This window comes from Pseudomonas sp. PDM26 (assembly GCF_019219185.1).
In the GTDB taxonomy this organism is placed as follows: Bacteria; Pseudomonadota; Gammaproteobacteria; order Pseudomonadales; family Pseudomonadaceae; genus Aquipseudomonas.
The window spans coordinates 101,068-122,633 of the sequence record NZ_JAHUWC010000005.1 but is presented as its reverse complement, the minus strand read 5'-3'; the positions used below and the strand labels follow the sequence as shown (position 1 = coordinate 122,633).

Annotated in this window: 20 protein-coding genes; 15 read left to right on the top strand and 5 right to left on the bottom strand. The window is 59.7% G+C overall.

Features of this window, described 5'->3' with window-relative positions; all coding sequences use genetic code 11:
• The first annotated feature begins 59 nt into the window (after positions 1–59).
• The 7 genes from aguA (at position 60) to KW849_RS11935 (ending at position 6,578) form a co-directional block, all read left to right on the top strand.
• The gene (aguA, locus tag KW849_RS11965; RefSeq protein WP_218429599.1) at positions 60–1,166 is read left to right on the top strand and encodes an agmatine deiminase; all 1,107 of its coding nucleotides are present in this window, start codon (positions 60–62) and stop codon (positions 1,164–1,166) included.
• Between the two features lie 243 nt (positions 1,167–1,409).
• The gene (locus KW849_RS11960; protein WP_007972820.1) at positions 1,410–1,622 is read left to right on the top strand and encodes a hypothetical protein; all 213 of its coding nucleotides are present in this window, start codon (positions 1,410–1,412) and stop codon (positions 1,620–1,622) included.
• A gap of 302 nt (positions 1,623–1,924) precedes the next feature.
• On the top strand, positions 1,925–2,596 hold the full coding sequence (locus tag KW849_RS11955) for a DsbA family protein (RefSeq protein WP_218429598.1): 672 nt from the start codon (positions 1,925–1,927) through the stop codon (positions 2,594–2,596).
• A 260-nt stretch (positions 2,597–2,856) separates the two neighbouring features.
• Entirely contained in the window at positions 2,857–4,143 is a 1,287-nt protein-coding gene (locus KW849_RS11950; RefSeq protein WP_218429597.1) for an OprD family porin, read from the top strand.
• 316 nt (positions 4,144–4,459) lie between these two features.
• Entirely contained in the window at positions 4,460–4,954 is a 495-nt protein-coding gene (locus tag KW849_RS11945; protein ID WP_218429596.1) for a helix-turn-helix domain-containing protein, read from the top strand.
• Positions 4,951–6,228 carry a type II toxin-antitoxin system HipA family toxin gene (locus KW849_RS11940; protein ID WP_218429595.1) on the top strand — a complete coding sequence of 426 codons (1,278 nt, stop codon included), beginning with the start codon at positions 4,951–4,953 and terminating at the stop codon, positions 6,226–6,228. The genes KW849_RS11945 and KW849_RS11940 overlap by 4 nt, the downstream gene beginning before the upstream one ends.
• Complete coding sequence (locus tag KW849_RS11935; RefSeq protein WP_218429594.1) at positions 6,225–6,578, top strand: DUF1493 family protein; 354 nt, start codon at positions 6,225–6,227, stop codon at positions 6,576–6,578. Before KW849_RS11940 ends, KW849_RS11935 begins: the two co-directional genes overlap by 4 nt.
• Positions 6,579–6,636: 58 nt before the next feature.
• On the opposite strand, the gene KW849_RS11930 is transcribed toward KW849_RS11935, so the two are convergent.
• The 3 genes from KW849_RS11930 to KW849_RS11920 form a co-directional block, all read right to left on the bottom strand.
• Complete coding sequence (locus KW849_RS11930; protein ID WP_108216133.1) at positions 6,637–8,178, bottom strand: phosphoenolpyruvate carboxykinase; 1,542 nt, start codon at positions 8,176–8,178, stop codon at positions 6,637–6,639.
• A 180-nt stretch (positions 8,179–8,358) separates the two neighbouring features.
• The gene (hslO, locus tag KW849_RS11925) at positions 8,359–9,261 is read right to left on the bottom strand and encodes an Hsp33 family molecular chaperone HslO (protein ID WP_218429593.1); all 903 of its coding nucleotides are present in this window, start codon (positions 9,259–9,261) and stop codon (positions 8,359–8,361) included.
• Between the two features lie 228 nt (positions 9,262–9,489).
• Positions 9,490–9,894, bottom strand: a complete 405-nt coding sequence (locus KW849_RS11920) for an RNA-binding S4 domain-containing protein (RefSeq protein WP_108216131.1) — start codon at positions 9,892–9,894, stop codon at positions 9,490–9,492.
• Positions 9,895–10,128: 234 nt separating this feature from the next.
• On the opposite strand from KW849_RS11920, the gene KW849_RS11915 reads away from it, so the two are divergent.
• The gene (locus KW849_RS11915) at positions 10,129–10,590 is read left to right on the top strand and encodes an ATP-dependent zinc protease (protein WP_177413322.1); all 462 of its coding nucleotides are present in this window, start codon (positions 10,129–10,131) and stop codon (positions 10,588–10,590) included.
• The gene (gene rimK, locus KW849_RS11910) at positions 10,587–11,492 is read left to right on the top strand and encodes a 30S ribosomal protein S6--L-glutamate ligase (RefSeq protein ID WP_007972871.1); all 906 of its coding nucleotides are present in this window, start codon (positions 10,587–10,589) and stop codon (positions 11,490–11,492) included. Before KW849_RS11915 ends, rimK begins: the two co-directional genes overlap by 4 nt.
• Positions 11,493–11,595: 103 nt before the next feature.
• Here the strand turns inward: rimK and KW849_RS11905 are convergent, their stop codons facing one another.
• A complete protein-coding gene (locus tag KW849_RS11905; RefSeq protein ID WP_218429592.1) occupies positions 11,596–12,909 on the bottom strand; it encodes an ATP-binding protein in 1,314 nt (437 codons plus the stop codon).
• Between the two features lie 115 nt (positions 12,910–13,024).
• Positions 13,025–13,765 (bottom strand): two-component system response regulator OmpR, encoded by a 741-nt coding sequence (ompR, locus tag KW849_RS11900; protein WP_007972873.1) that lies wholly within the window; start codon positions 13,763–13,765, stop codon positions 13,025–13,027.
• A 363-nt stretch (positions 13,766–14,128) separates the two neighbouring features.
• On the opposite strand from ompR, the gene KW849_RS11895 reads away from it, so the two are divergent.
• The 6 genes from KW849_RS11895 to tauC all read left to right on the top strand — a co-directional run bounded on the left by KW849_RS11895 (position 14,129) and on the right by tauC (position 21,483).
• Complete coding sequence (locus KW849_RS11895) at positions 14,129–16,453, top strand: Tex family protein (RefSeq protein ID WP_218429591.1); 2,325 nt, start codon at positions 14,129–14,131, stop codon at positions 16,451–16,453.
• A complete protein-coding gene (locus tag KW849_RS11890) occupies positions 16,453–16,836 on the top strand; it encodes a PaaI family thioesterase (RefSeq protein WP_218429590.1) in 384 nt (127 codons plus the stop codon). The genes KW849_RS11895 and KW849_RS11890 overlap by 1 nt, the downstream gene beginning before the upstream one ends.
• Positions 16,837–17,068: 232 nt before the next feature.
• Positions 17,069–18,652 (top strand): glutamate--cysteine ligase, encoded by a 1,584-nt coding sequence (gshA, locus tag KW849_RS11885; RefSeq protein WP_218429589.1) that lies wholly within the window; start codon positions 17,069–17,071, stop codon positions 18,650–18,652.
• A 212-nt stretch (positions 18,653–18,864) separates the two neighbouring features.
• Positions 18,865–19,842: a taurine ABC transporter substrate-binding protein gene (tauA, locus tag KW849_RS11880; protein ID WP_218429588.1), complete on the top strand. Its 978-nt coding sequence runs from the start codon at positions 18,865–18,867 to the stop codon at positions 19,840–19,842.
• A gap of 16 nt (positions 19,843–19,858) precedes the next feature.
• Positions 19,859–20,653, top strand: coding sequence for a taurine ABC transporter ATP-binding subunit (tauB, locus tag KW849_RS11875; RefSeq protein ID WP_218429587.1), 795 nt, complete (start codon positions 19,859–19,861; stop codon positions 20,651–20,653).
• Complete coding sequence (tauC, locus tag KW849_RS11870; protein ID WP_218429586.1) at positions 20,650–21,483, top strand: taurine ABC transporter permease TauC; 834 nt, start codon at positions 20,650–20,652, stop codon at positions 21,481–21,483. The genes tauB and tauC overlap by 4 nt, the downstream gene beginning before the upstream one ends.
• Positions 21,484–21,566: the final 83 nt, after the last annotated feature.

Genomic DNA, 21,566 nt, shown 5'->3' with positions numbered 1-21,566 from the left:
CGTGTACCAATGCGCTTCCATTTCTGTCAGGCATCAATGCCACTCCGGAGTCCTGAGCCATGACCACGTTGAACAGCACCCCTCGCGCTGACGGCTTCTACATGCCAGCCGAATGGGCACCCCAAACCCAGACCTGGATGATCTGGCCCGAGCGCCCGGACAACTGGCGCCTGGGTGGCAAACCGGCACAATCCGCGCACGTGGCTGTGGCCAAAGCCATCGCCCGTTTCGAACCGGTGACCGTGGCGGTTTCCGCCGGCCAGTACGAAAACGCCCGTGCCCGTCTGGACGTGCCGAATATTCGTGTGGTGGAAATGTCCAGTGACGACGCCTGGGTCCGCGACTCCGGGCCGACCTTCGTCATCAATGACAGTGGCGAAGTCCGTGGCGTGAACTGGGACTTCAACGCCTGGGGCGGCTTTGACGGCGGCTTGTATTCGCCGTGGAACCGCGACTCGCAGGTTGGTGGCAAGATCCTCGAGATCGAGCGCAGCCCGCGCTACCGCACCGAAGGCTTCGTGCTGGAAGGCGGCTCGATTCACGTCGACGGCGAAGGCACCCTGATCACCACCGAAGAATGCCTGCTCAACCGCAATCGCAACCCGCACATGAATCGCGCTGAAATCGAAGCGGTCCTGAGTGCGAACCTGGCTGTGGATAAAATCATCTGGCTACCGGATGGCTTGTTCAACGACGAAACCGACGGCCATGTGGATAACTTCTGCTGCTACGTGCGTCCGGGTGAAGTGCTGTTGGCCTGGACCGATGATCCACAGGACCCTAACTACCCGCGCTGCCAGGCGGCGATGAACGTGCTGCAAAGCAGCACCGATGCCAAGGGTCGCCCGTTCACGGTGCACAAAATGCCGATCCCGGGTCCGCTGTTTGCGACCGAGCAAGAGTGCGCCGGTGTCGATCCGGTCGACGGTACGCAGGAGCGTAACCCGACTGTTCGCCTGGCCGGCTCCTACGTGAACTTCCTGATCGTCAACGGCGGCATCATCGCGCCGAGCTTTGACGACCCGCAGGATGGCCCGGCGAAAGAAATCTTGCAGAACCTGTTCCCACAGCATGAAGTGGTGATGGTGCCTGGTCGCGAACTGTTACTGGGTGGCGGCAATATTCACTGCCTTACCCAGCAGCAACCCGCGCCGCACAAGGAGTGAGTGAGGTCGTAACAGCTTGAGTTGATTGCGAAATTCCTCAGGCTGTCGATCAGCCACCAGTGTTGCACGGAGCCCGCGGCCCTACAGGCCTGCGGGCTTTTTTGTATCCGCCTGGCCACACTTCAGAGACCTTGGCACAGCTCTTGTATCTCTGCTGTTGTAACTCGGGGTGGGGAGGACTTCGATGTTCTGTCATAAACCTTGGATAATTTAGCCGCTCACAAACCGGGAGAGAGCGCTGAAATGAACGCCGAAGTGAACGTAGTGAGCGACAAGGCGTTGCATCCCCTGGCAGTAAATAGCGAATCGCTCCAGATCCTGGCGCACTGGTTCAAGTCCAATGGAATGCGTCAGATCAGTGAAACTGATCCGCGCCGGACGATGATCGAGCGTTACCCTGCTGGTTTATTCAGCGAGGCGGAACTGGATGCGTTGTGGGATGTAATGGAAGGATAAGAAGAACAACGGATTGATCAAAAAAAGCGCTGCCGGGATGGCAGCGCTTTTTTTTGCGCAGATTTTGTAGACAACCCCGGTCCCTGTAGGAGCGAGCTTGCTCGCGAAGGCGCCCGGCCAGTCAATAAAAATGTCGACTGCCCCACCGCTATCGCGAGCAGGCTGCTCCCTCAGGGTTTTGTTGCGCAACCATTCGACCGATTCAGGCAACAGTCTGAAAGCCAATCCGGCGTTTTTCCTGGGCCGCTGCGGCACTAATCTGCCGACATCGAATTTTCCTGAATGTCTGTTGGAGCTTTTCCATGATCCTGCATTACATCTACGACCCCTTGTGCGGTTGGTGCTACGGCGCCAAACCGCTGGTGCAGGCCGCCCAGGCTGTGCTGCCCGTGATTGCCCACGGCGGCGGCATGATGACGGGTACCAATCGGCAAAAGGTTTCGCCACAACTGCGCAATTACGTGATGCCCCACGATCGGCGTATCGCCGAATACAGCGGGCAGCCGTTCGGTGAAGCCTATTTCGAAGGTTTGCTGCGTGATCACAGCGCTGTGTTCGACTCGGCGCCACCCATCGCTGCGGTGTTGGCTGCCGAGCAAATGGCCGGTCGCGGGCTGGAGTTGCTGGGGCACTTGCAAAGTGCTCACTACGTGGAGGGGCGCCGCATCGCCGATGAGTCGGTGCTGTTTGAACTTGCCCACGGCATGGGGCTGGACCGTGAAGCCTTCGAAAGGGCCTTAAGGGCGGCCGACACCGAAGGCCATATCAGGAACAGCCGGGCTCTTTTGGCCAAGGTCGGCGGGCAGGGTTTTCCGACCCTGGCGCTTGAGCACAATGACCAGTTCACCCTGATCGATATCGGGCCATGGCTGGGTGAACCCCAGGCATTTGCGCAGTGGCTAAGCCAGTCGCTGCCCGATCAGGGATCATCCATTCCCATAGCAGCCTGTGGCCTCGATGGCTGCGTCGATTGAATATTCCTGCCGCGTAAAGCAATTTCTTAGACGGTTTTCGCCTGTTTTTAGAAGATTCATGAAATTGACACATCGTTGAGGGCGCGGCTACGATTCGGCCCAACGCCTGTGGCCGACCGCCACGACTCAACAACAATAAAAGGCCCGCCGCGAGAAATCGTGGGCGGGCCTTTTTGTTTTCACATTGAAATAAGAGCGCGATAGCGCCGTTTCGGCCGTTCGACACAGCGCGTATCAACCGTATTAAGGAAAAAAACAAAATGTTGAACAAGCGAATCAGCCTGATCGCTCTGGGGATGTTGAGCGCTACACAAGCCATGGCGAACGACCAGGCCGAATCCAAGGGTTTTGTTGAAGACAGCAGCCTCAAAGTGCTGCTGCGCAATGCTTACATGAACCGTGACTTCAAAGACGGCAACCCGGATAAATCCGAGTGGGGCCAGGCGGCCATCGGCACGTTCTCGTCCGGCTTCACCCAAGGCACCGTGGGTGTGGGTGTGGACGCCTTCGGGCTGTACGCACTGAACCTGGAACGCAGCGAAGACCGTAGCGGCGCGCAAGGCATCGACTTCTTCAAAAAGGGCGACAGCGGCCAACCGGCTGATGACCTGTCCAAGGGCGGCGCAGCGATCAAGTTCCGCCTGTCCAGCACCACTCTGACCTACGGCGACCAGATGCCGACCCTGCCGGTGCTGAGCTACGACAACTCGCGCCTGCTGCCGGAAAGCTACACCGGCACCTTGATCACCTCCAAAGAGATCAAAGGCCTGCAACTGGACGCCGGGCGCTTCACCGCCGAATCGCGTAAAAGCGCTGAAGGCCGCGACAGCGGTGGCTTGAAGTCGATCAACGTATTGGGCGGTAGCTACCAGTTCACCGAGCAATTCAAGGCTGCACTGTACGCTTCCGACGTCGAAGACGTGCTGAAGAAACAATACGTGAACGCCAACTACGTGTTCCCGATCGACAAGGATCAGTCCCTGACCCTGGACTTCAACGGCTACCGCACCAAGCTGGACGACTCCTACGTTCGCGAAAACGGTATCACCGGCGACGACAACAAGATCTGGAGCCTGGCGGCCACCTTCATCACCGGCCCGCACTCGTTCACCCTCGCGCATCAGCGCAGCACCGGCGACAGCAACCTGGGCTATGCCTACGGCGGCTACCAGAAAGACCAGGGACGCATCGGCGACGGTGGCAACACCATCTTCCTGGCGAACTCCTACTGGTCCGACTTCAACGCCGAAGACGAACGCAGCTGGCAGGTGGGCTACGGCCTGGACTTCAGCACCTTCGGTGTACCGGGCCTGAGCTACAACGTGGCCTACGTGCGCGGCGACAACATCACCACGTCCACCAGCGAAGGCGGCACCGAGCGCGAGATCTTCAACCAGATCAAATACGTCGTCCAAAGCGGCCCGGCCAAAGACCTCAGCGTGAAACTGCGCAGCTCGGTCCTGCGCGTGTCGCAGAAGTCGAGCGAGTACAACGTCAGCGGCAACGAAGTGCGTGTGTTCGTGGATTACCCAATCGATATCTTTTGATGATCGGTTGTGGTGTCGAGGCCTGATGCAAGGCTGAGAATGAGAAGCCCCGGTTGGTTCGGGGCTTTTTTGTGGCTCATTGTCCCGCCCTGAAATAGGTTTACACCTGTTTCAGGACGGGACAGCACACTAAAGTGGAATTATTCTGGCTGTTTAAACAAAGAACAGCTGGAATAATGGCAGTTAGCATGTCTTCCTAAAAGAAATCAGCGTCACGAGAATGGTGTCTTTTTCAATGTCCCAATCGCCGCTCACTTTTTCCTTTAAGTGCTATTATTCTGGCAGTTATAGCACCTTAATGAAGGAATATTGGCATATGGCCAAGAAGACAGCTCCACTCTTGCCCGCCGCTTCCAGACTACTTTCCGAGTTCGGCGAGCGACTGAAACTCGCTCGCCTACGCCGCAAACTCACAGCTAAACAAGTCGCTGAGAGGTCGGGCATGTCACTGACAACCTTGCGCTCTCTGGAATCAGGTGGCTCAGGGGTGACCATCGGCGCCTACCTGTCTGTCATGCAAGTTCTGGGTCTGGAAAAAGACTTGAACAAACTCGCGGCAACCGATGAGGTGGGGCGGCAACTGCAGGACGCACAACTCAAACCCAAGGCAACCTCAGCCAAAGACTCGAACCCACGAGTACGCCGAATAAGCGCAGTAAAAAAAGCCTCCCCAATACCTGAAAAAGATACTGGAGTGTTTGAAAGTACCACCCACACAGAAGAGCTATCCGCTGACTTCCCCTTCAACACCCACTCACTTTCCAGTCTGTTGACCAAGAAAAAAGCCAAGCCCGGGACAGGTGAAAAATGACGCAAATTGCGGTGTATGCCGATTGGGAATCCTTGAATGGGCCCAGACGTCTCGGTTTCTTGCATGCCCGAAAGACCCGCTCCACGGACGTCTTCGAGTTTGAATACGACGCCGCTGCGTTAGCTGATCCCGAGTTGAACTTCACACCCCTGGACCCTCGAATCGGGCTCTATGAGGGTCGTCAGTTCCCGGGGCAACATCAAAGCCGATTTGGCGTGTTCGCTGATTCAAGCCCGGATCGGTGGGGTCAACTGTTGATGAAGCGGCGACTGGAGCGCGATATCCGCGACGGCTTGGCTGCCAAAGGCAGCAAGCTCCACGAGTCGGATTTCCTGTTAGGCGTACATGACCTCTATCGGGTCGGTGCAATCCGCTACAAGCTCAATGACCAAGGCAACTTTCTCGATGATCGCGATGGCGTGGCCGCCCCACCCTTCATTGAGTTGCGGGCGTTGGAACAAGCAAGCCGAGCTCTGGAAAACGATCCGGACAACACCTCACTCGATGGCCGCGAGTGGCTGAGAATGCTGATCGCACCTGGCGGCTCACTGGGTGGCGCCCGCCCCAAGGCCAGCGTTGCAGACGAACAGGGTCACTTGTGGATTGCCAAGTTCCCCAGTACCCGCGACGACTATGACATTGGTGCTTGGGAACTGGTGGTGAATGCCTTGGCCAATCATTGTGGCCTGCGAGTCGCGACCGGCATCGCCCGACGCTATGCCAGTGATCATCACTGTTTCATGGTAAAGCGCTTCGACCGCACCGAACGGGGTGGCCGATTGCATTTTGCCTCAGCCATGACCATGACTGACCGAGTTGATGGTGACGATGCGTCAGTCGGTGCGAGCTACCTTGAGTTGGCCGAAGTGCTCATGGAACACGGCTCTGAAACCAAAGCAGACCTGCGAGAGTTGTGGTCTCGAATTGTGTTCAACATCCTGGTCTCCAACACCGACGACCACCTGCGCAACCATGGTTTTATCCTTGATCCGGGTCGGGGATGGCGATTGTCTGCCGCCTATGACATGAACCCGGTGGCCTACGCCGACGGCTTGAAGCTCAACATCACCGATACCGACAATGCACTGGATCTGGGGCTGGCCAGGGAAGTGGCGGAGTATTTTCGAGTCAGTCGCACGGATGCAGAAAACATCATCGAAAGCTTCAAGGAAGTTGTCAGCCAATGGCCAACGCTAGCGGGGGCTTTGGGGCTATCGAAACGCGAACAGGATAATATGGCGTCTGCATTTCGATTAGCGGAATCTACGCAATGAACCTCTCCCCCAACTTCCCCGACGACCACTTGATGCAGCGACTCATGCAACTGCTGCATGAAGAACTCGGCCTGCCCGAACGCAAAACCATCAGCCTCGGCACCTCGATCAACTTCGACCTGGGTTGCAACGGCACCGATGCCCAGCACTTGATCGAATGTCTGGAAGACCACTTCGGCATCGATTTTGTGGATTTCGACAGCTATCGCTATTTCCAGCCCGCCGGCTACGATGTGTTTCTCAAGCGTAAAGCCAAGGGTCGCGGCGACAAGGCACCCTTGACCATCGGCATGCTCTACCGGGCCATTCAGGCTCTGCGCTGGGACACGCAGGAGTTGGAAGGCCTGTAACGACGCGCACGAAAAAGCCGCCCCGAAGGGCGGCTTTTTTATTGCATCAAACCAACGCTTACAGCTTTGGACCAGCAGCCTTGATCGCGTCGCTCACTTCGAACTTCTTGAAGTTCTCGATGAACAGGCCGGCCAGTGCTTTGGCGGCTTCGTCGTAGGCGGCTACGTCGGCCCAAGTGTTGCGCGGGTTCAGCAGGCCAGTCTCAACGCCCGGTACGGCCACTGGCACGTCGAGGTTGATGGTGTCCAGGTGCTCGGTCTCGGTACCGATCAGCGCGCCGCTCTGGATCGCTGCGATCACGGCGCGGGTGGTCGGGATGTTGAAGCGCTTGCCGACGCCGTAGCCACCGCCGGTCCAGCCGGTGTTGACCAGGTAGACCTTGGAGCCGAAGCCGCGGATGCGCTTGATCAGCAGCTCAGCGTATTCGCCGGCCGGACGCGGGAAGAACGGTGCGCCGAAGCAGGTGGAGAAAGTCGACTTGATGCCGCTGCCCGAACCCATTTCGGTCGAACCGACCAGCGCGGTATAACCGGACAGGAAGTGGTAGGCCGCTTGTTCTTCGTTGAGGATCGACACTGGCGGCAGCACGCCGGTCAGGTCGCAGGTCAGGAAGATCACGGCGTTCGGCTCACCGCCGAGATTCTTCTCGGAACGCTTGGCAACGTGTTCCAGCGGGTAGGCGGCACGGCTGTTCTGGGTCAGGCTGACATCGGCGTAGTCGGCGTGCTTGGCGTCGTCGATGACGACGTTTTCCAGGACCGCGCCGTGCTTGATGGCTTTCCAGATAACCGGCTCGTTCTTCTCGGACAGGTCGATGCACTTGGCATAGCAACCGCCTTCGATGTTGAACACCACGCCTTCGCCCCAACCGTGCTCGTCGTCACCGATCAGGTAACGGCTTTCGTCGGCCGACAGGGTGGTTTTACCAGTGCCGGACAGACCGAAGAACAGGGTCACGTCGCCCTCTTCGCCGATGTTGGCGGCGCAGTGCATTGGCAGTACGTCGGCGGCCGGCAGCAGGAAGTTCTGCACCGAGAACATGGCTTTCTTCATTTCACCGGCGTAACGCATGCCGGCGATCAGCACTTTCTTCTGTGCGAAGTTGAGGATCACGCAGCCGTCGGAGTTGGTGCCGTCACGCTCTGGCACGCACTCGAAGTTGGCAACGTTGAGCACCTGCCACTCGTCACGACCCGCCGGGTTGTACTGAGCCGGGTTGATGAACAGGCAACGGCCGAACAGGTTCTGCCAGGCAGTCTGGGTGGTCATCTTCACGGCCAGGTAGTGCTCGGAAGCCGCACCTACGTGCACGTGGGAAACGAAATGCTCTTGCGCGTTGTTGAACGCCTCAACGCGAGCCCACAGGGCGTCGAACTTGTCGGCCGGGAACTTGCGGTTGATCGGGCCCCAGGCGATGGCAGCCTGGGTGCTTGGCTCTTCAACGATGAAACGATCGACTGGCGAACGGCCGGTACGGTGACCGGTACGAACTACCAGTGCGCCGGTATCGGCAAGCTCGCCTTCACCGCGGTTGAGGGCTTCTTTAACCAGATCATCAACACTCAGATCGGTGTACACGGCGTTATTGGCTTGCGTCATGAGGTTCCCCGTCGGCCAGTGGCCGAGTGCTCCAAACGTTTTTGTAGTAGAAAGTCGTGCACTACTACCGCGAAAAAAGTGGGCCGGATTATGCCAGAAAAGCCCAAAAAGAGTAGGCCCCTCCTGTCGTAACGGCATTAATCCGGCGGCAGCCAGTGAATTCACCTGCGCTGAATCGTTTTAGTGACGAGTATCTGACGGCGTCTCGATGCCCGCACCGGCGAATAATTGAGTCACGTCGGCGGCATCGAACAGATAGCGCTGGTTGCAGAACTGGCAATCGATTTCGATGTTGCCACCGTGCTCGACGACCAATTGCTGCGCGTCTTCCATACCCAGACTGACCAGCGCATTGGCAGAACGTTCGCGCGAGCAGCTGCAGCGGAAGCGCAACTTCTGCACATCGAACAGACGCACCTGCTCTTCGTGGTAGAGGCGATGTAGCACGGTTTCGTTGTCCAGGCCCAGCAGTTCATCGGCGGTCAGGGTGGTGGCCAGTGCGGTGAGGTGCTGCCAGCTGGCGGCGCGTTCCTCTTCGTCTTTAAGGCGGTCGGCGGGCAGTTGCTGCAACAACAGGCCACGGGCGCGACGGCCATCGGCGCAGAGTTTGATACGCGTGCCAATCTGCTGCGACATGACGAAGTAGTTGGTAAAACAGTCGGACAACGTTTCGCCATCAAGATCGACGACGCCCTGGTAGCGTCGGCCCTGTTTCGGGTCGACGGTCAATGTCAGCGAGCCATCCGGCATCAAGTCGGCCAAGGTAGCATCGGGGGCAATGCGGTCCGCTTCGTAACGGGCCAGGCCACGGATATCGCGCTCGCTGGAGCACTCGATCATCAGCAGCGGGATCGGGCCTTCGGAGCGGGCCTGCAGGATCAGCAAGCCATCGAACTTCAACGTGCCGACCAGCAAGGAAGCAGCCGCCATCAGCTCGCCGAGCAGTTGCGCGACCGGCTGCGGGTAGGCGTGTTTGGCCAGGACTTCGGCGTAGCTGAGCTCCAAAGAGACCAGCTCGCCACGGGTGTCGCTGTCATCGAAGATGAAGCGTTGGGTGAAGTCGTTATCCGGTAGGTCGGTCATAAGTCTGGGTATCTGAAGTGGTGACAAAAGTGATTACGGAATTCGAGGTTACGCCTCGGCCATAGCGTCTTGCTGTCTGGTTATGGCTTACAGGCCGGCGGCTGTGTGCGCTTTACGACGAATGGCACTGCCAATGGCTCGTGCAGGGCAGGCGAACTACCCCATATGGCTACGCGCAAGCACAATTACAAGTCTTTGCCTGTTTGAGTGATCGACGGACCCGGTCAATCATTCGTTGCTGCTGCCACGAAACTTGAACAGATCCCGCCGCTGTTTCTTGCTCGGTTTGCCGTCGGTGCTCACGCCCAGAGCGCCTGCTTTGCGCTCGGCGGCGGCGTTTTCGCGCTTGGCGATGCTGGCTTCGGTTTCGGCGTACAGCATCTGCGCTTCCGGCGCGCCACGGCGCACGATCGACAGCGCCTGGACCACCACCGTGCGCTCGTCGAAACCGGTACGAATCACGAATTCATCGCCGATACGTGGTTCCTTGCCGGGCTTGCAGCGCTCACCCCGGCAATGCACCTTTCCGCTTTCAATCGCCGCTTTGGCCAAGGCGCGGGTTTTGTAAAATCGTGCAGCCCACAACCATTTATCGAGGCGGACTTTGTCGTCCTCTTCGTTTTTTTGTGCCATGGAATTTCCTCATTCTGAAATATTGGTGAACTGTACTACCGTTTCTGTCGTACCAAGAATTTCACCGGCCCGAGCTACAATGCTGACATTCCATAACCTCCCTGCGGGGCTGGAAATCCGGGCCGTAGATATCTGTCGCCTTTTAACCATTATTCTGCGTGAATACCGCGAATTCGGCCGCCTGCGGCCACCGCGGTTTCTACCGGTTGAGCAATTTTGAAGACATTTGACCATTTGACCGTTGTCGGTCTGCGCGAGTGGGTGGCGCTCCCTGATTTGGGAGTCGCCGGCCTTCGGGCAAAAATCGATACCGGCGCCAGCACCTCAAGCCTCCACGCCACCGAAATCGAGCCGTTCGAGCGCGACGGCGAGCAGTGGGTGCGTTTCACAGCACACTTGGGCACGGTGGTGCAGTTGCGTCACCGTCGCTGCGAAGCACCGCTGGTGACAAGGAAAACCATTAAAAGCTCAAACGGTCACGCGCAGGTGCGATACGTGATCAGCACCACCCTGGCCCTTGGTGATCGGGTCTGGCGGGTCGAGTTCACGCTCGCCTGCCGCAAGTCCATGCGTTATCGCCTGCTGCTCGGCTCCAAAGCCCTGATCCACGGCCAGTTGGTGGTCAATCCGGGCATCAAGTATGTACAAGACAAGCCGGTGTTCCCGGTATCTACCTCCTCCACAGGTGTTGCATGAAGATCGCTGTGCTGTCGCGGAACCCGCGTCTGTATTCCACCCGTCGTCTGGTCGAAGCCGGTACCGAGCGTGGCCATGAAATGGTGGTGGTCGACACCTTGCGCGCCTACATGAACATCGCCAGCCACAAGCCGCAGATCCACTACCGCGGCAAACCGCTGGAGGGTTTCGATGCGGTGATTCCACGGATCGGTGCGTCCGTGACCTTTTATGGCTGCGCAGTGCTGCGCCAGTTCGAAATGATGGGGGTATTTCCACTCAACGAATCGGTGGCCATTGCCCGTTCGCGGGACAAGCTGCGTTCGCTGCAATTGCTGTCTCGTCGCGGGATCGGTTTGCCGGTGACCGGGTTTGCCCACTCCCCCGATGACATTCCCGACCTGATCGAAATGGTCAACGGCGCGCCGTTGGTGATCAAGGTGCTGGAAGGTACCCAGGGCATCGGCGTGGTGCTGTGCGAAACCGCCACGGCCGCGGAATCGGTGATCGAAGCGTTCATGGGCCTCAAGCAGAACATCATGGTTCAGGAGTACATCAAGGAGGCTGGCGGGGCGGATATTCGCTGCTTCGTCGTCGGTGACAAGGTGATTGCGGCGATGAAGCGCCAGGCCAAACCCGGCGAATTTCGCTCCAACCTGCATCGCGGTGGCAGCGCGAGCCTGATCAAGATCACACCCGAAGAGCGCATGACAGCGTTGCGTGCGGCGAAGGTCATGGGGCTGGCGGTGGCAGGGGTGGATATCCTGCGTTCCAATCACGGGCCGCTGGTGATGGAAGTGAACTCGTCGCCGGGACTTGAGGGGATAGAGACCACCACGGGGAAGAATGTCGCGGGGATCATCATTGAGCATCTGGAGAAGAATGGTGGGCCGAATATGACGCGGACCAAAGGTAAGGGTTGAGCCTGAAAAGATCGCAGCCTCGCTTCGCTCGACAGCTCCTACAGAAAAATGCGATCCCCCGTAGGAGCTGTCGAGCGAAGCGAGGCTGCGATCTTTTCAGCCGTTAAACCGCATCCCGCGGCAGCAGCAACCCCAACGGCAACCGCACCCGCGCTTCCAGCCCACCGCCCGAGCGGTTACGCAGCTCAACGTTGCCGCCATGCATCGAAGCAATCCGCTTCACGATTGCCAACCCCAACCCGGTGCCCTTGCCACCCCGAGCACGATCCCCCCGGGTGAACGGGTTGAAAATCGCCTCAAGCTCTGACGGATCGATCCCCGCGCCACGGTCCATGACACTCAGGACCACATACGGCGCACTGGTATCCCCGGACACATATGCCGCCACTTCCACCCCGCTGCCGGCGTGATGCAGAGCATTACCGATCAGGTTGTTCAGCAGCCGCTTCATCGATACCCGACGCAGCGGGAACGGCTGGATCGGCTCCAGGCGCAAATGCACTTTCTCTTCGCTCTGGTTGTACGGCGCGGCAACTTCACGAACCAGATCGCTCAGGTCCACTTCTTCCACCGACTCATCACGTCCGTCACGAATGAACGCCAGGAACTGGTCAAGAATCGCGTCCATGTCTTCGATGTCACGGATCATGTCGTCCGTCAGGTCACTGTGGTCGCCCATCAGCTCCAGGGACAGCCGCAAGCGGGTCAACGGCGTACGCAAGTCGTGGGACACCCCGGCCAGCATCAACTCGCGTTCGCGACCGGCCTGCTCGACGTCTTCGGCCATCTGGTTGAAGGCGCGGTAAACCTCGGTCATCTCACTCGGCGTATCGCTGATCGGCAGGCGCACGCTACGGCCCTGGCCGAGTTGCCGCGCGGCATACACCAGACGCTTCAAAGGTTGATTGAGCTGGCTGACGAAGATCCAGGCCGAAGCGGTGGACAGCAGGCCAATAGCGAGGAACCAGCCGAGCACGTTCCAGATTTTCTGACCGCGCAACGGATGCGGATACAGCGGCACTTTCAGCCAGCCTTCACCCAGGCTCGGAGCACGAACCCACAGTGCCGGGGGAGAATGCATGCGTAGCCGCACTTCGGTGTCCGGCCCCAGCTCGGTCTGCATCTGTCGCTGGTAAATCTCACTGTATGGCCAATGTTGCTCGCCTTCCGGGACACCTGCGCCCACTACCCGAATCAGGGGTGCACTATCGGCAATCTTTGCGCGGTTCTCTTCATCGGCCGCCCAGTAGGCACGCAGCACCAGGGCGACACCGTGGCTGTATTGGCGGTCCACCAGCACGTCTTCGTTCATCAGCAGATAAACCAGGGTCAGCGCCTTGGAGAAGAGAACGACGATGAGCACCAGCCAAAGGGTGCGAGAGAAGAAACTCTGGGGAAACCAAACGGGGGTTTTCATGGTTAGCCGTTAAACACTTGCAGGAGCGAGCAATGCTCGCATATTGCGGATCGCGAGTCTGCGGACAGGATCGATTGATCCGTTGTCCGCATGACCCGCTCCTACAAATCGCCAATCACTTGGTCGCGGTACCATCCGGAACAAACACATAACCCACGCCCCAGACGGTCTGGATGTAACGCGGCTTGGAGGGATCGGGTTCGATCATCCGGCGCAGACGGGAAATCTGCACATCGATGGAGCGCTCCAGGGCATCCCACTCGCGGCCACGGGCCAGGTTCATCAATTTGTCGCGGGTCAGCGGTTGACGCGCATTCATCACCAGGGCCTTGAGCACCGCGAATTCACCGGTGGTGAGCATGTGCACTTCTTCGCCGCGCTTGAGCTCGCGGGTGGCCAGGGACAACTCGTAGTCACCGAAGGTCACGCTTTCGTCTTCGCTGCCCGGGGCACCCGGCACCGGAGCCGACTGGCGACGCAATACCGCCTTGACGCGAGCCATCAGCTCATCGGGGTTGAACGGCTTGGCCAGGTAATCGTCGGCGCCCAGTTCCAGGCCCTTGATCCGGCTCAGCTCGTCGCCCTTGGCGGTGAGCATGATGATCGGAATCTGGTTGTTCGCGTTGCGCAGACGGCGGCAGGCGGTCAGGCCGTCTTCGCCGGGCAACATCAGGTCGAGGACGACCAGGTTGAACACTTCGCGCGCCAGCAGGCGATCCATTTGCTCGGTGTTCGGTACGGCGCGGGCGCGGTAGCCCTTGCTGACGAAAAAACGCTCCAGCAGGCTGCTCAGCCCCGGATCGTCGTCAACGATAAGAATTTTTTCGCCTTCAGCAGTTTGTGCAGTGCTGCTCATTGGATGCTCCCTTTGATCTCGGCACGCATTATGGCGTAGCTGCCGTTATACGCACCGTGTGCATTGTTAGCAGATTTTTCCTATACCGCCAGAAAACCGGCCATTGCACCGGCAACCCGCGATGCCCCCCGAATGCCGTAACGCTGGTTATAATGCCCGGCCTTTTGTGTCAGGCAACATCAGACAGGTACTACAGACGGACGCGATTTATTTTTATCGCGTCAGCAGTAATTGTTCGATTTCACGGGTCAACGCAATGCCTGCTGACCCAGGCAGCGGCGCTGGCCAGGCCGCTCAACCAGACTCGCGAAGGCCCTATTTCCGCGCCTGCGAGCCTGCTTTCACAATTTGTCAGGTGGTTTTATGGACAGCATCAACAGCCGCATCGCCGAGGAACTCGGTGTACGCCCACAACAGGTCGAAGCGGCCGTCGCGCTACTCGATGAAGGCTCTACCGTTCCCTTCATCGCCCGTTACCGGAAAGAAGTGACCGGCAGCCTCGACGATACGCAATTGCGTCATCTGGAAGAGCGCCTGCGCTACCTGCGAGAACTCGACGAACGGCGTATCAGCATCCTCGCCAGCATCCAGGAGCAGGGCAAGCTGACCCCTGCACTTGAACGCGACATCAAGCTCGCCGACACCAAGACCCGCCTCGAAGACTTGTACCTGCCGTACAAGCAAAAGCGCCGCACCAAGGGTCAGATCGCCCTGGAAGCCGGCCTCGGCGAATTGGCCGACGGCCTGTTCAACGACCCGTCTCTGAGCCCGGAAACCGAAGCCGCACGTTTCATCGACGCGGAAAAAGGCGTGGCCGATGTGAAGGCAGCCCTTGAAGGCGCCAAGTACATCCTGATGGAGCGCTTCGCCGAAGATGCCAGCCTGCTGGAAAAGCTGCGCAACTACCTCAAGCAGGAAGCCACCCTCAGTGCCCGCGTGATTGCCGGCAAGGAAGAGGAAGGCGCCAAGTTCCGCGATTACTTCGAACACGACGAACCGCTCAAAAGCATGCCGTCGCACCGCGCGCTGGCGATTTTCCGTGGCCGCAACGAAGGCATCCTCAGCTCCGCGCTGAAAGTCGGCGACGAACTGCCGGGCACCATGCATCCATGTGAAGGCATGATCGGCCAGCAATTCGGCATCCAGAACCAGAACCGCGCCGCCGACAAATGGCTGGGCGAAGTGGTGCGCTGGACCTGGAAGGTCAAGCTCTACACCCATCTGGAAACCGACCTGCTGGGCGAGCTGCGCGATGGCGCGGAAACCGAAGCGATCAATGTCTTTGCCCATAACCTGCACGACCTGCTGCTGTCGGCACCGGCCGGCCCGCGCGCCACCCTGGGTCTCGACCCGGGCCTGCGCACCGGTTGCAAGGTCGCCGTGGTCGACGCCACCGGCAAGCTGCTGGATCACGCCACGGTTTACCCGCACGTGCCGCACAACAAGTGGGACCAGACCCTCGCCGTGCTCGCCGCCTTGTGCGCCAAGCACTCGGTGGACCTGATCGCCATCGGCAACGGCACCGCCAGCCGCGAAACCGACAAGCTGGCCGCTGAACTGATCAAGAAATACCCGGCCATGAAGATGACCAAGGTCATGGTTTCCGAGGCCGGCGCATCGGTTTATTCAGCGTCGGAACTGGCTTCCAAGGAATTCCCGGATCTCGACGTATCGATCCGTGGCGCCGTGTCGATTGCCCGTCGCCTGCAAGACCCGCTGGCGGAGCTTGTGAAGATCGATCCGAAATCCATCGGCGTCGGCCAGTACCAGCACGACGTGTCGCAGCTGAAACTGGCCCGTGGCCTGGACGCGGTTGTAGAGGACTGCGTGAACGCCGTTGGCGTGGACGTGAACACCGCTTCCGTGGCGCTGCTGGCACGGATCTCCGGCCTCAACGCGACCCTTGCGCAGAACATCGTCAGCCACCGCGACGAGCACGGTGCGTTCAAGACCCGCGCTGCGCTGAAGAAAGTCGCGCGCTTGGGTGAAAAAACCTTCGAACAGGCGGCCGGATTCCTGCGCGTGATGAACGGCGACAATCCCCTGGACGCCTCCGCAGTGCACCCGGAAGCCTATCCGCTCGTGCAGCGTATCGCCGCCGAGACTGATCGCGATATTCGTTCGCTGATTGGCGACAGTGGTTTCCTCAAGCGCCTGGACCCGAAAAAATTCACCGACGAAACTTTCGGTTTGCCAACTGTCACCGACATCCTTCAGGAACTGGATAAGCCAGGCCGCGATCCGCGTCCCGAGTTCAAGACCGCCGAGTTCCAGGAAGGCGTCGAAGACCTCAAGGACCTGCAACTGGGCATGATCCTCGAAGGCGTGGTGACCAACGTGACCAACTTCGGTGCTTTCGTCGATATCGGCGTGCATCAGGACGGTTTGGTGCACATCTCTGCGCTTTCGGAGAAGTTCATCAAGGATCCACGGGAAGCGGTAAAGGCCGGTGACGTGGTGAAAGTGAAGGTCATGGAAGTGGACATCCCGCGCAAACGCGTGGGCCTGTCGATGCGCATGAGCGACACCCCGGGAGAGAAAATCGACGGTGCCCGCGGTGCACGTCCGGGATCGGCGCCACGCCAGTCCCAGAACACCGCACCGCGCAAGGAAACCACGGCGGCAGCACCGAGCAACAATGCCATGGCTTCGCTGTTCGCCAATGCCAAGCAATTGAAGAAACGCTGATGGACATTCCCGTCGGGCTGACCGAAAGCGCGTTTTTCAAGCTGCTGGGCTGCCGCTTGTACAGTCTGGAAAGCGGGGTGGCGCAAGTCGCCCTGGCGCTGGAGCCGGAGCTGCGCAATCGCGGCGGCAAGCTGCACGGCGGGGCCTTGTTCAGCCTGGTGGACATTGCCATGGGGCTGGCCTGTTCCAGCACCCACGGCTTTGACCAGCAGAGCGCGACCATCGAGTGCAAGATCAACTACATCCGCGCCGTCGCCGACGGTGAGGTGATGTGCACGGCGCGGGTGATCCACCCGGGTCGCCGCACACTGGTGGTCGAAGCCGATGTGATGCAGGGCGACAAGCTGGTCGCAAAAGCACAAGGCACGTTCGCTGTCCTGTAGATGGATGTCATCGATTTGAGTTAATTTCGGCGCAATGACCTGTAGGAGTGAGCTTGCTCGCGATGAACGTCAGGGCGCCGTTTTCACTCAGGCACCCCTCGTCATCGTTAACCTCCATCGCGAGCAAGCTCGCTCCTACAAAACAAGGCGAAAACGCCAGTTTTAACTTCACCCTTGTAGACCGTCTTGCCCACCCCCATATTGGGGCGACTGACGCGTGAAGGAATCCAACTTGAGCGAACTTCTCAACCGCCGCCTGGCCCTGCTCGGCGAGCGCGCTAACCTCTCTCTGCTCGAACAGTGCCTTCACGGCATCGAACGTGAATGCCTGCGCGTGACCGATGAAGGTCGCCTGGCGCAAACGCCGCACCCGGAAAGCCTGGGTTCCGCGCTGACCAATGAACAGATCACCACCGACTACTCCGAGTCGCTGCTGGAGTTCATCACTCCGGCCCTGCCCGACCCGGCGGACACGTTGGCGAGCCTGGACAGCATTCACCGCTTTGCCTACAGCAAGCTCGGCAACGAGTACCTGTGGAGCCCATCGATGCCGTGCCCGTTGCCGGCCGAGGAAGACATCCCGATCGCCTGGTACGGCACGTCCAATATCGGGCAGCTCAAGTATGTGTACCGCAAGGGCCTGGCCCTGCGTTATGGCAAGACCATGCAGTGCATTGCCGGCATCCACTACAACTTTTCCCTGCCGGAAAAACTCTGGCCGCTGCTCAGGCAGGCCGAGGGTTTTGTCGGCACTGACCGCGACTTTCAGTCGTCGTCCTACATCGCCCTGATCCGTAACTTCCGCCGCTACAGCTGGCTGCTGATGTACCTGTTCGGGGCATCGCCAGCACTGGACGCCGGCTTCCTGCGCGGTCGTTCGCATCAGCTGGAGCAACTGGACCCGCAGACTTTGTACTTGCCTTACGCCACCAGCCTGCGCATGAGCGACCTGGGTTATCAGAGCAGCGCCCAGGCCGGCCTGACGCCGTGCTACAACGATCTGAACAGCTACACCGACAGCCTGCGCAAAGCGGTGGCCACGCCGTATGCACCCTATGTCGAAGTCGGCACCCACCAGGATGGGGAGTGGGTACAGCTCAACACCAACATCCTGCAGATCGAAAACGAGTACTACTCCAACATCCGCCCGAAACGCGTGACCTACACCGGTGAACGCCCTATCCAGGCACTGATGGCCCGGGGTATCCAGTACATTGAAGTGCGCTGCCTGGACATCAACCCGTTCCTGCCGATGGGCATCGACCTCACCGAGTCGCGTTTCCTCGATGCGTTCCTGCTGTACTGCGCGCTCAATGACAGCCCGTTGCTGACCAGCACCAGTTGCGGCAACGCGACCTCGAACTTCCTCAGCGTGGTCAAGGAAGGTCGTCGTCCGGGCCTGCAACTGCAACGGGATGGCCAGCCGGTTGACCTCAAGGAATGGGCCGGCGAGTTGCTGGAGAAAATTGCTCCTCTGGCGGCGATGCTTGACCAGAGCCATGGCGGCGATGCCCACAGCAAGGCGCTGGACGCCCAGATGGCCAAGGTCCTGGACCCGTCCCTGACGCCGTCGGCCCAGGTATTGGCGGCGATGGCCGAACACAATGAAAGCTTCGCCCAGTTCTCCTTGCGCCAGAGCCAGGCCCATGCCGAGTTCTTCCGCAGCGAGCCGTTGCCGGCTGAGGAACAGGCGAAATTTGAAGAGCGGGCGCGTTCGTCGCTGGCTCAGCAGGCTGAGCTGGAGCAGAACGAAGTCGGTGATTTCGATGTGTTTGTCGGAGCGTATCAGGCGAGCATTCTGGCGATCAGCAACTAATCGGCGCCAGTAAGAAAGATCGCAGCCTTCGGCAGCTCCTACACTGGAATGAGTTTCCTGCAGGAGCTGCCGAAGGCTGCGATCTTTTGGTTTTCAGCCCTGCGGGTTTTCCCCTCATAAGCTAATTCGAAAAAGTTATTTATTTTCGAATTCTTAGATCATTTAGTCTCTTTCTCACGCCGACTCTCGGTCGCCTGACAAGGAGCTTCCTGATGAAACTGACTTCCCCTCTTCGCTTGTTGGCGGCCGCTTCCTTGGCTACCGTGAGTTTTTTTGCCCAGGCGGCCGACTTCACCGTCGCCTACCAGACCACCGTTGACCCGGCGAAAGTCGCCCAGGCCGACGGCGCCTACGAAAAGGCCACCAAGGCCGATATCAGCTGGCGCAAATTCGACAACGGTGCCGATATCATCGCTGCCATCGCCTCCGGCGACGTACAGATCGGCTACCTCGGCTCCAGCCCTCTGACCGCCGCCATCACTCGCAAAGTCCCGGTGGAAACCTTCCTCATCGCCACCCAGATCGGCGCCGCCGAAGCCTTGGTCGCCCGCGACGGTTCGGGGATCAAGACCCCGCAAGACCTGATCGGCAAGAAAATCGCCGTGCCATTTGTGTCCACCGGCCACTACAGCCTGCTGGCCGCGCTGAAGCACTGGAACATCGACCCGTCGAAAGTCACCGTTCTCAACCTGGCTCCGCCCGCGATCATCGCCGCCTGGAAACGTGGTGACATCGACGCCACATACGTGTGGGATCCGGCCCTCGGTGTCGCCAAGGAGAACGGCAAGGTACTGATCACCTCCGGCGAGCTGGCCAAGTTCGGCGCACCGACCTTCGATGCCTGGATCGTGCGCAAGGATTTCGCCGAGAAGCATCCGGAAATCGTCACCGCGTTCGCCAAAGTGACCCTGGACGCCTACGCCGATTACCGCAAAGACCCGCAAGCCTGGCTCGCCAACCAGGGCAACGTCGACAAATTGGTGAAGCTCTCCGGCGCCAAGGCCAGCGACATTCCGTTGCTGCTGCAAGGCAACGTCTACCCGTTGGCGGCTGACCAGGTGCTCACCCTCGGCGCGCCGACCACCAAAGCCATCACCGACACTGCGGCGTTCCTCAAGGAGCAAGGCAAGGTCGAGGCGGTGCTGCCGGACTACGCGCCCTACGTCAGTGCGAAGTTCATCACCAACTGATCGGGAGTTCATTGCGATGGCTTTGCTACAGCTGGAGCGCATCAGCGCACAGTACCTCGGTGCAGCAGAACCTGTACTGGCGGATATTTCCCTGAGCCTCGGCCCCCAGCAGTTGCTGGTGGCCCTTGGCCCGTCCGGCAGTGGCAAGACTTCACTGTTGAACCTGATTGCCGGTTTCGTCGAGCCCAGCGCCGGGCGCATCACCCTCGACGGCGTGCCCGTCAAAGGCCCGAGTGCCGAGCGCGGCGTGGTGTTCCAGGACGACGCGTTGCTGCCGTGGCAAGACGTACTGGCCAATGTCGGGTTCGGTCTTGAACTGGCCGGTATCGCTCGGGACAAACGCGAAGCCCGCGCCCGGGAAATGCTCGCCCTGGTCGACCTTTCCGGTTTTGAGCTGCGCCGCATCTGGCAGCTTTCCGGTGGCCAGAAGCAGCGTGTCGGCCTGGCCCGCGCCCTCGCCGCCGACCCGCGTGTGTTGCTGATGGATGAGCCTTTCGGTGCCCTCGACGCCTTCACCCGCGAGCAGATGCAGGAGCTGTTGCTGCAAGTCTGGCAACGCACCGCAAAACCGGTGTTCCTGATTACCCACGACATCGAAGAAGCCGTGTTCCTCGCCACCGACCTGATTCTGCTGGCACCCAATCCAGGGCAAATCGTCGAGCGCCTGAGCCTCGATTTCGGTCAGCGTTATGCCGCCGGTGAGTCGGCCCGCTCGATCAAGTCCGACCCTCGTTTTATCGAAACCCGCGAACACGTACTCGCCAAGGTGTTCTCCCAACGCAGCGCCGCCCAGCGGCAGGAGCGCGCATGAGCAGTTACGAAATTCCCGTCACGGCGATAACGCCAGGCACCACCGTGATTCCGGCAAGTCGCCGTTTGAGCACTCGCTGGATCAGTGTGCTGACACTGGTCGCTCTCGTTGCCATTTGGTGGGCCGCGACTGCGACCGGCTTGATCGAGCCGCTGTTCCTGCCACCACCTTCCGCCGTACTGCAAAAAGGCTGGCTGCTGGCGACTTCGGGTTACATGGATTCAACCCTGTGGCAGCACCTGGGCGCGAGTCTGGGCCGCATCGGCCTGGGCCTCGGCTTTGCGATTCTCACCGCCGTGCCGGTGGGCATCGCCATCGGCGCCAACCGTATCGCCCGTGGCGTGCTTGACCCGCTGATCGAGTTCTACCGGCCGATTCCGCCGCTGGCTTATCTGCCACTGATCGTGATCTGGTGCGGCATCGGCGAATTGTCGAAAGTGCTGCTGATCTACCTGGCGATCTTCGCCCCGATTGCCATCGCCACCGCCACCGGTGTGCGCACGGTCGACCCGGCCAAATTGCGTGCCGCGCAGTCGCTGGGGGCGACCCGCGTGCAGTTGATTCGCCACGTCATTTTGCCCAGCGCCTTGCCGGATATCCTGACCGGTGTGCGCATTGGCCTCGGAGTGGGTTGGTCGACGCTCGTCGCCGCGGAATTGATCGCCGCCACCAGCGGTCTGGGCTTCATGGTGCAATCGGCTGCGCAGTTTTTGGTCACCGATGTGGTGGTGCTGGGGATTCTGGTGATTGCACTGATCGCCTTCGCCATGGAGTTGGGCCTGCGTGCCCTGCAACGCAAACTGGTGCCGTGGCATGGCCAAAATCACTGAATATTGAACACCCCTGTAGGAGCGTATTGCTTGTAGGAGCGAGCTCGCTCCGGGCGGCGTTCCGACGATGGACTCAAGAGCGC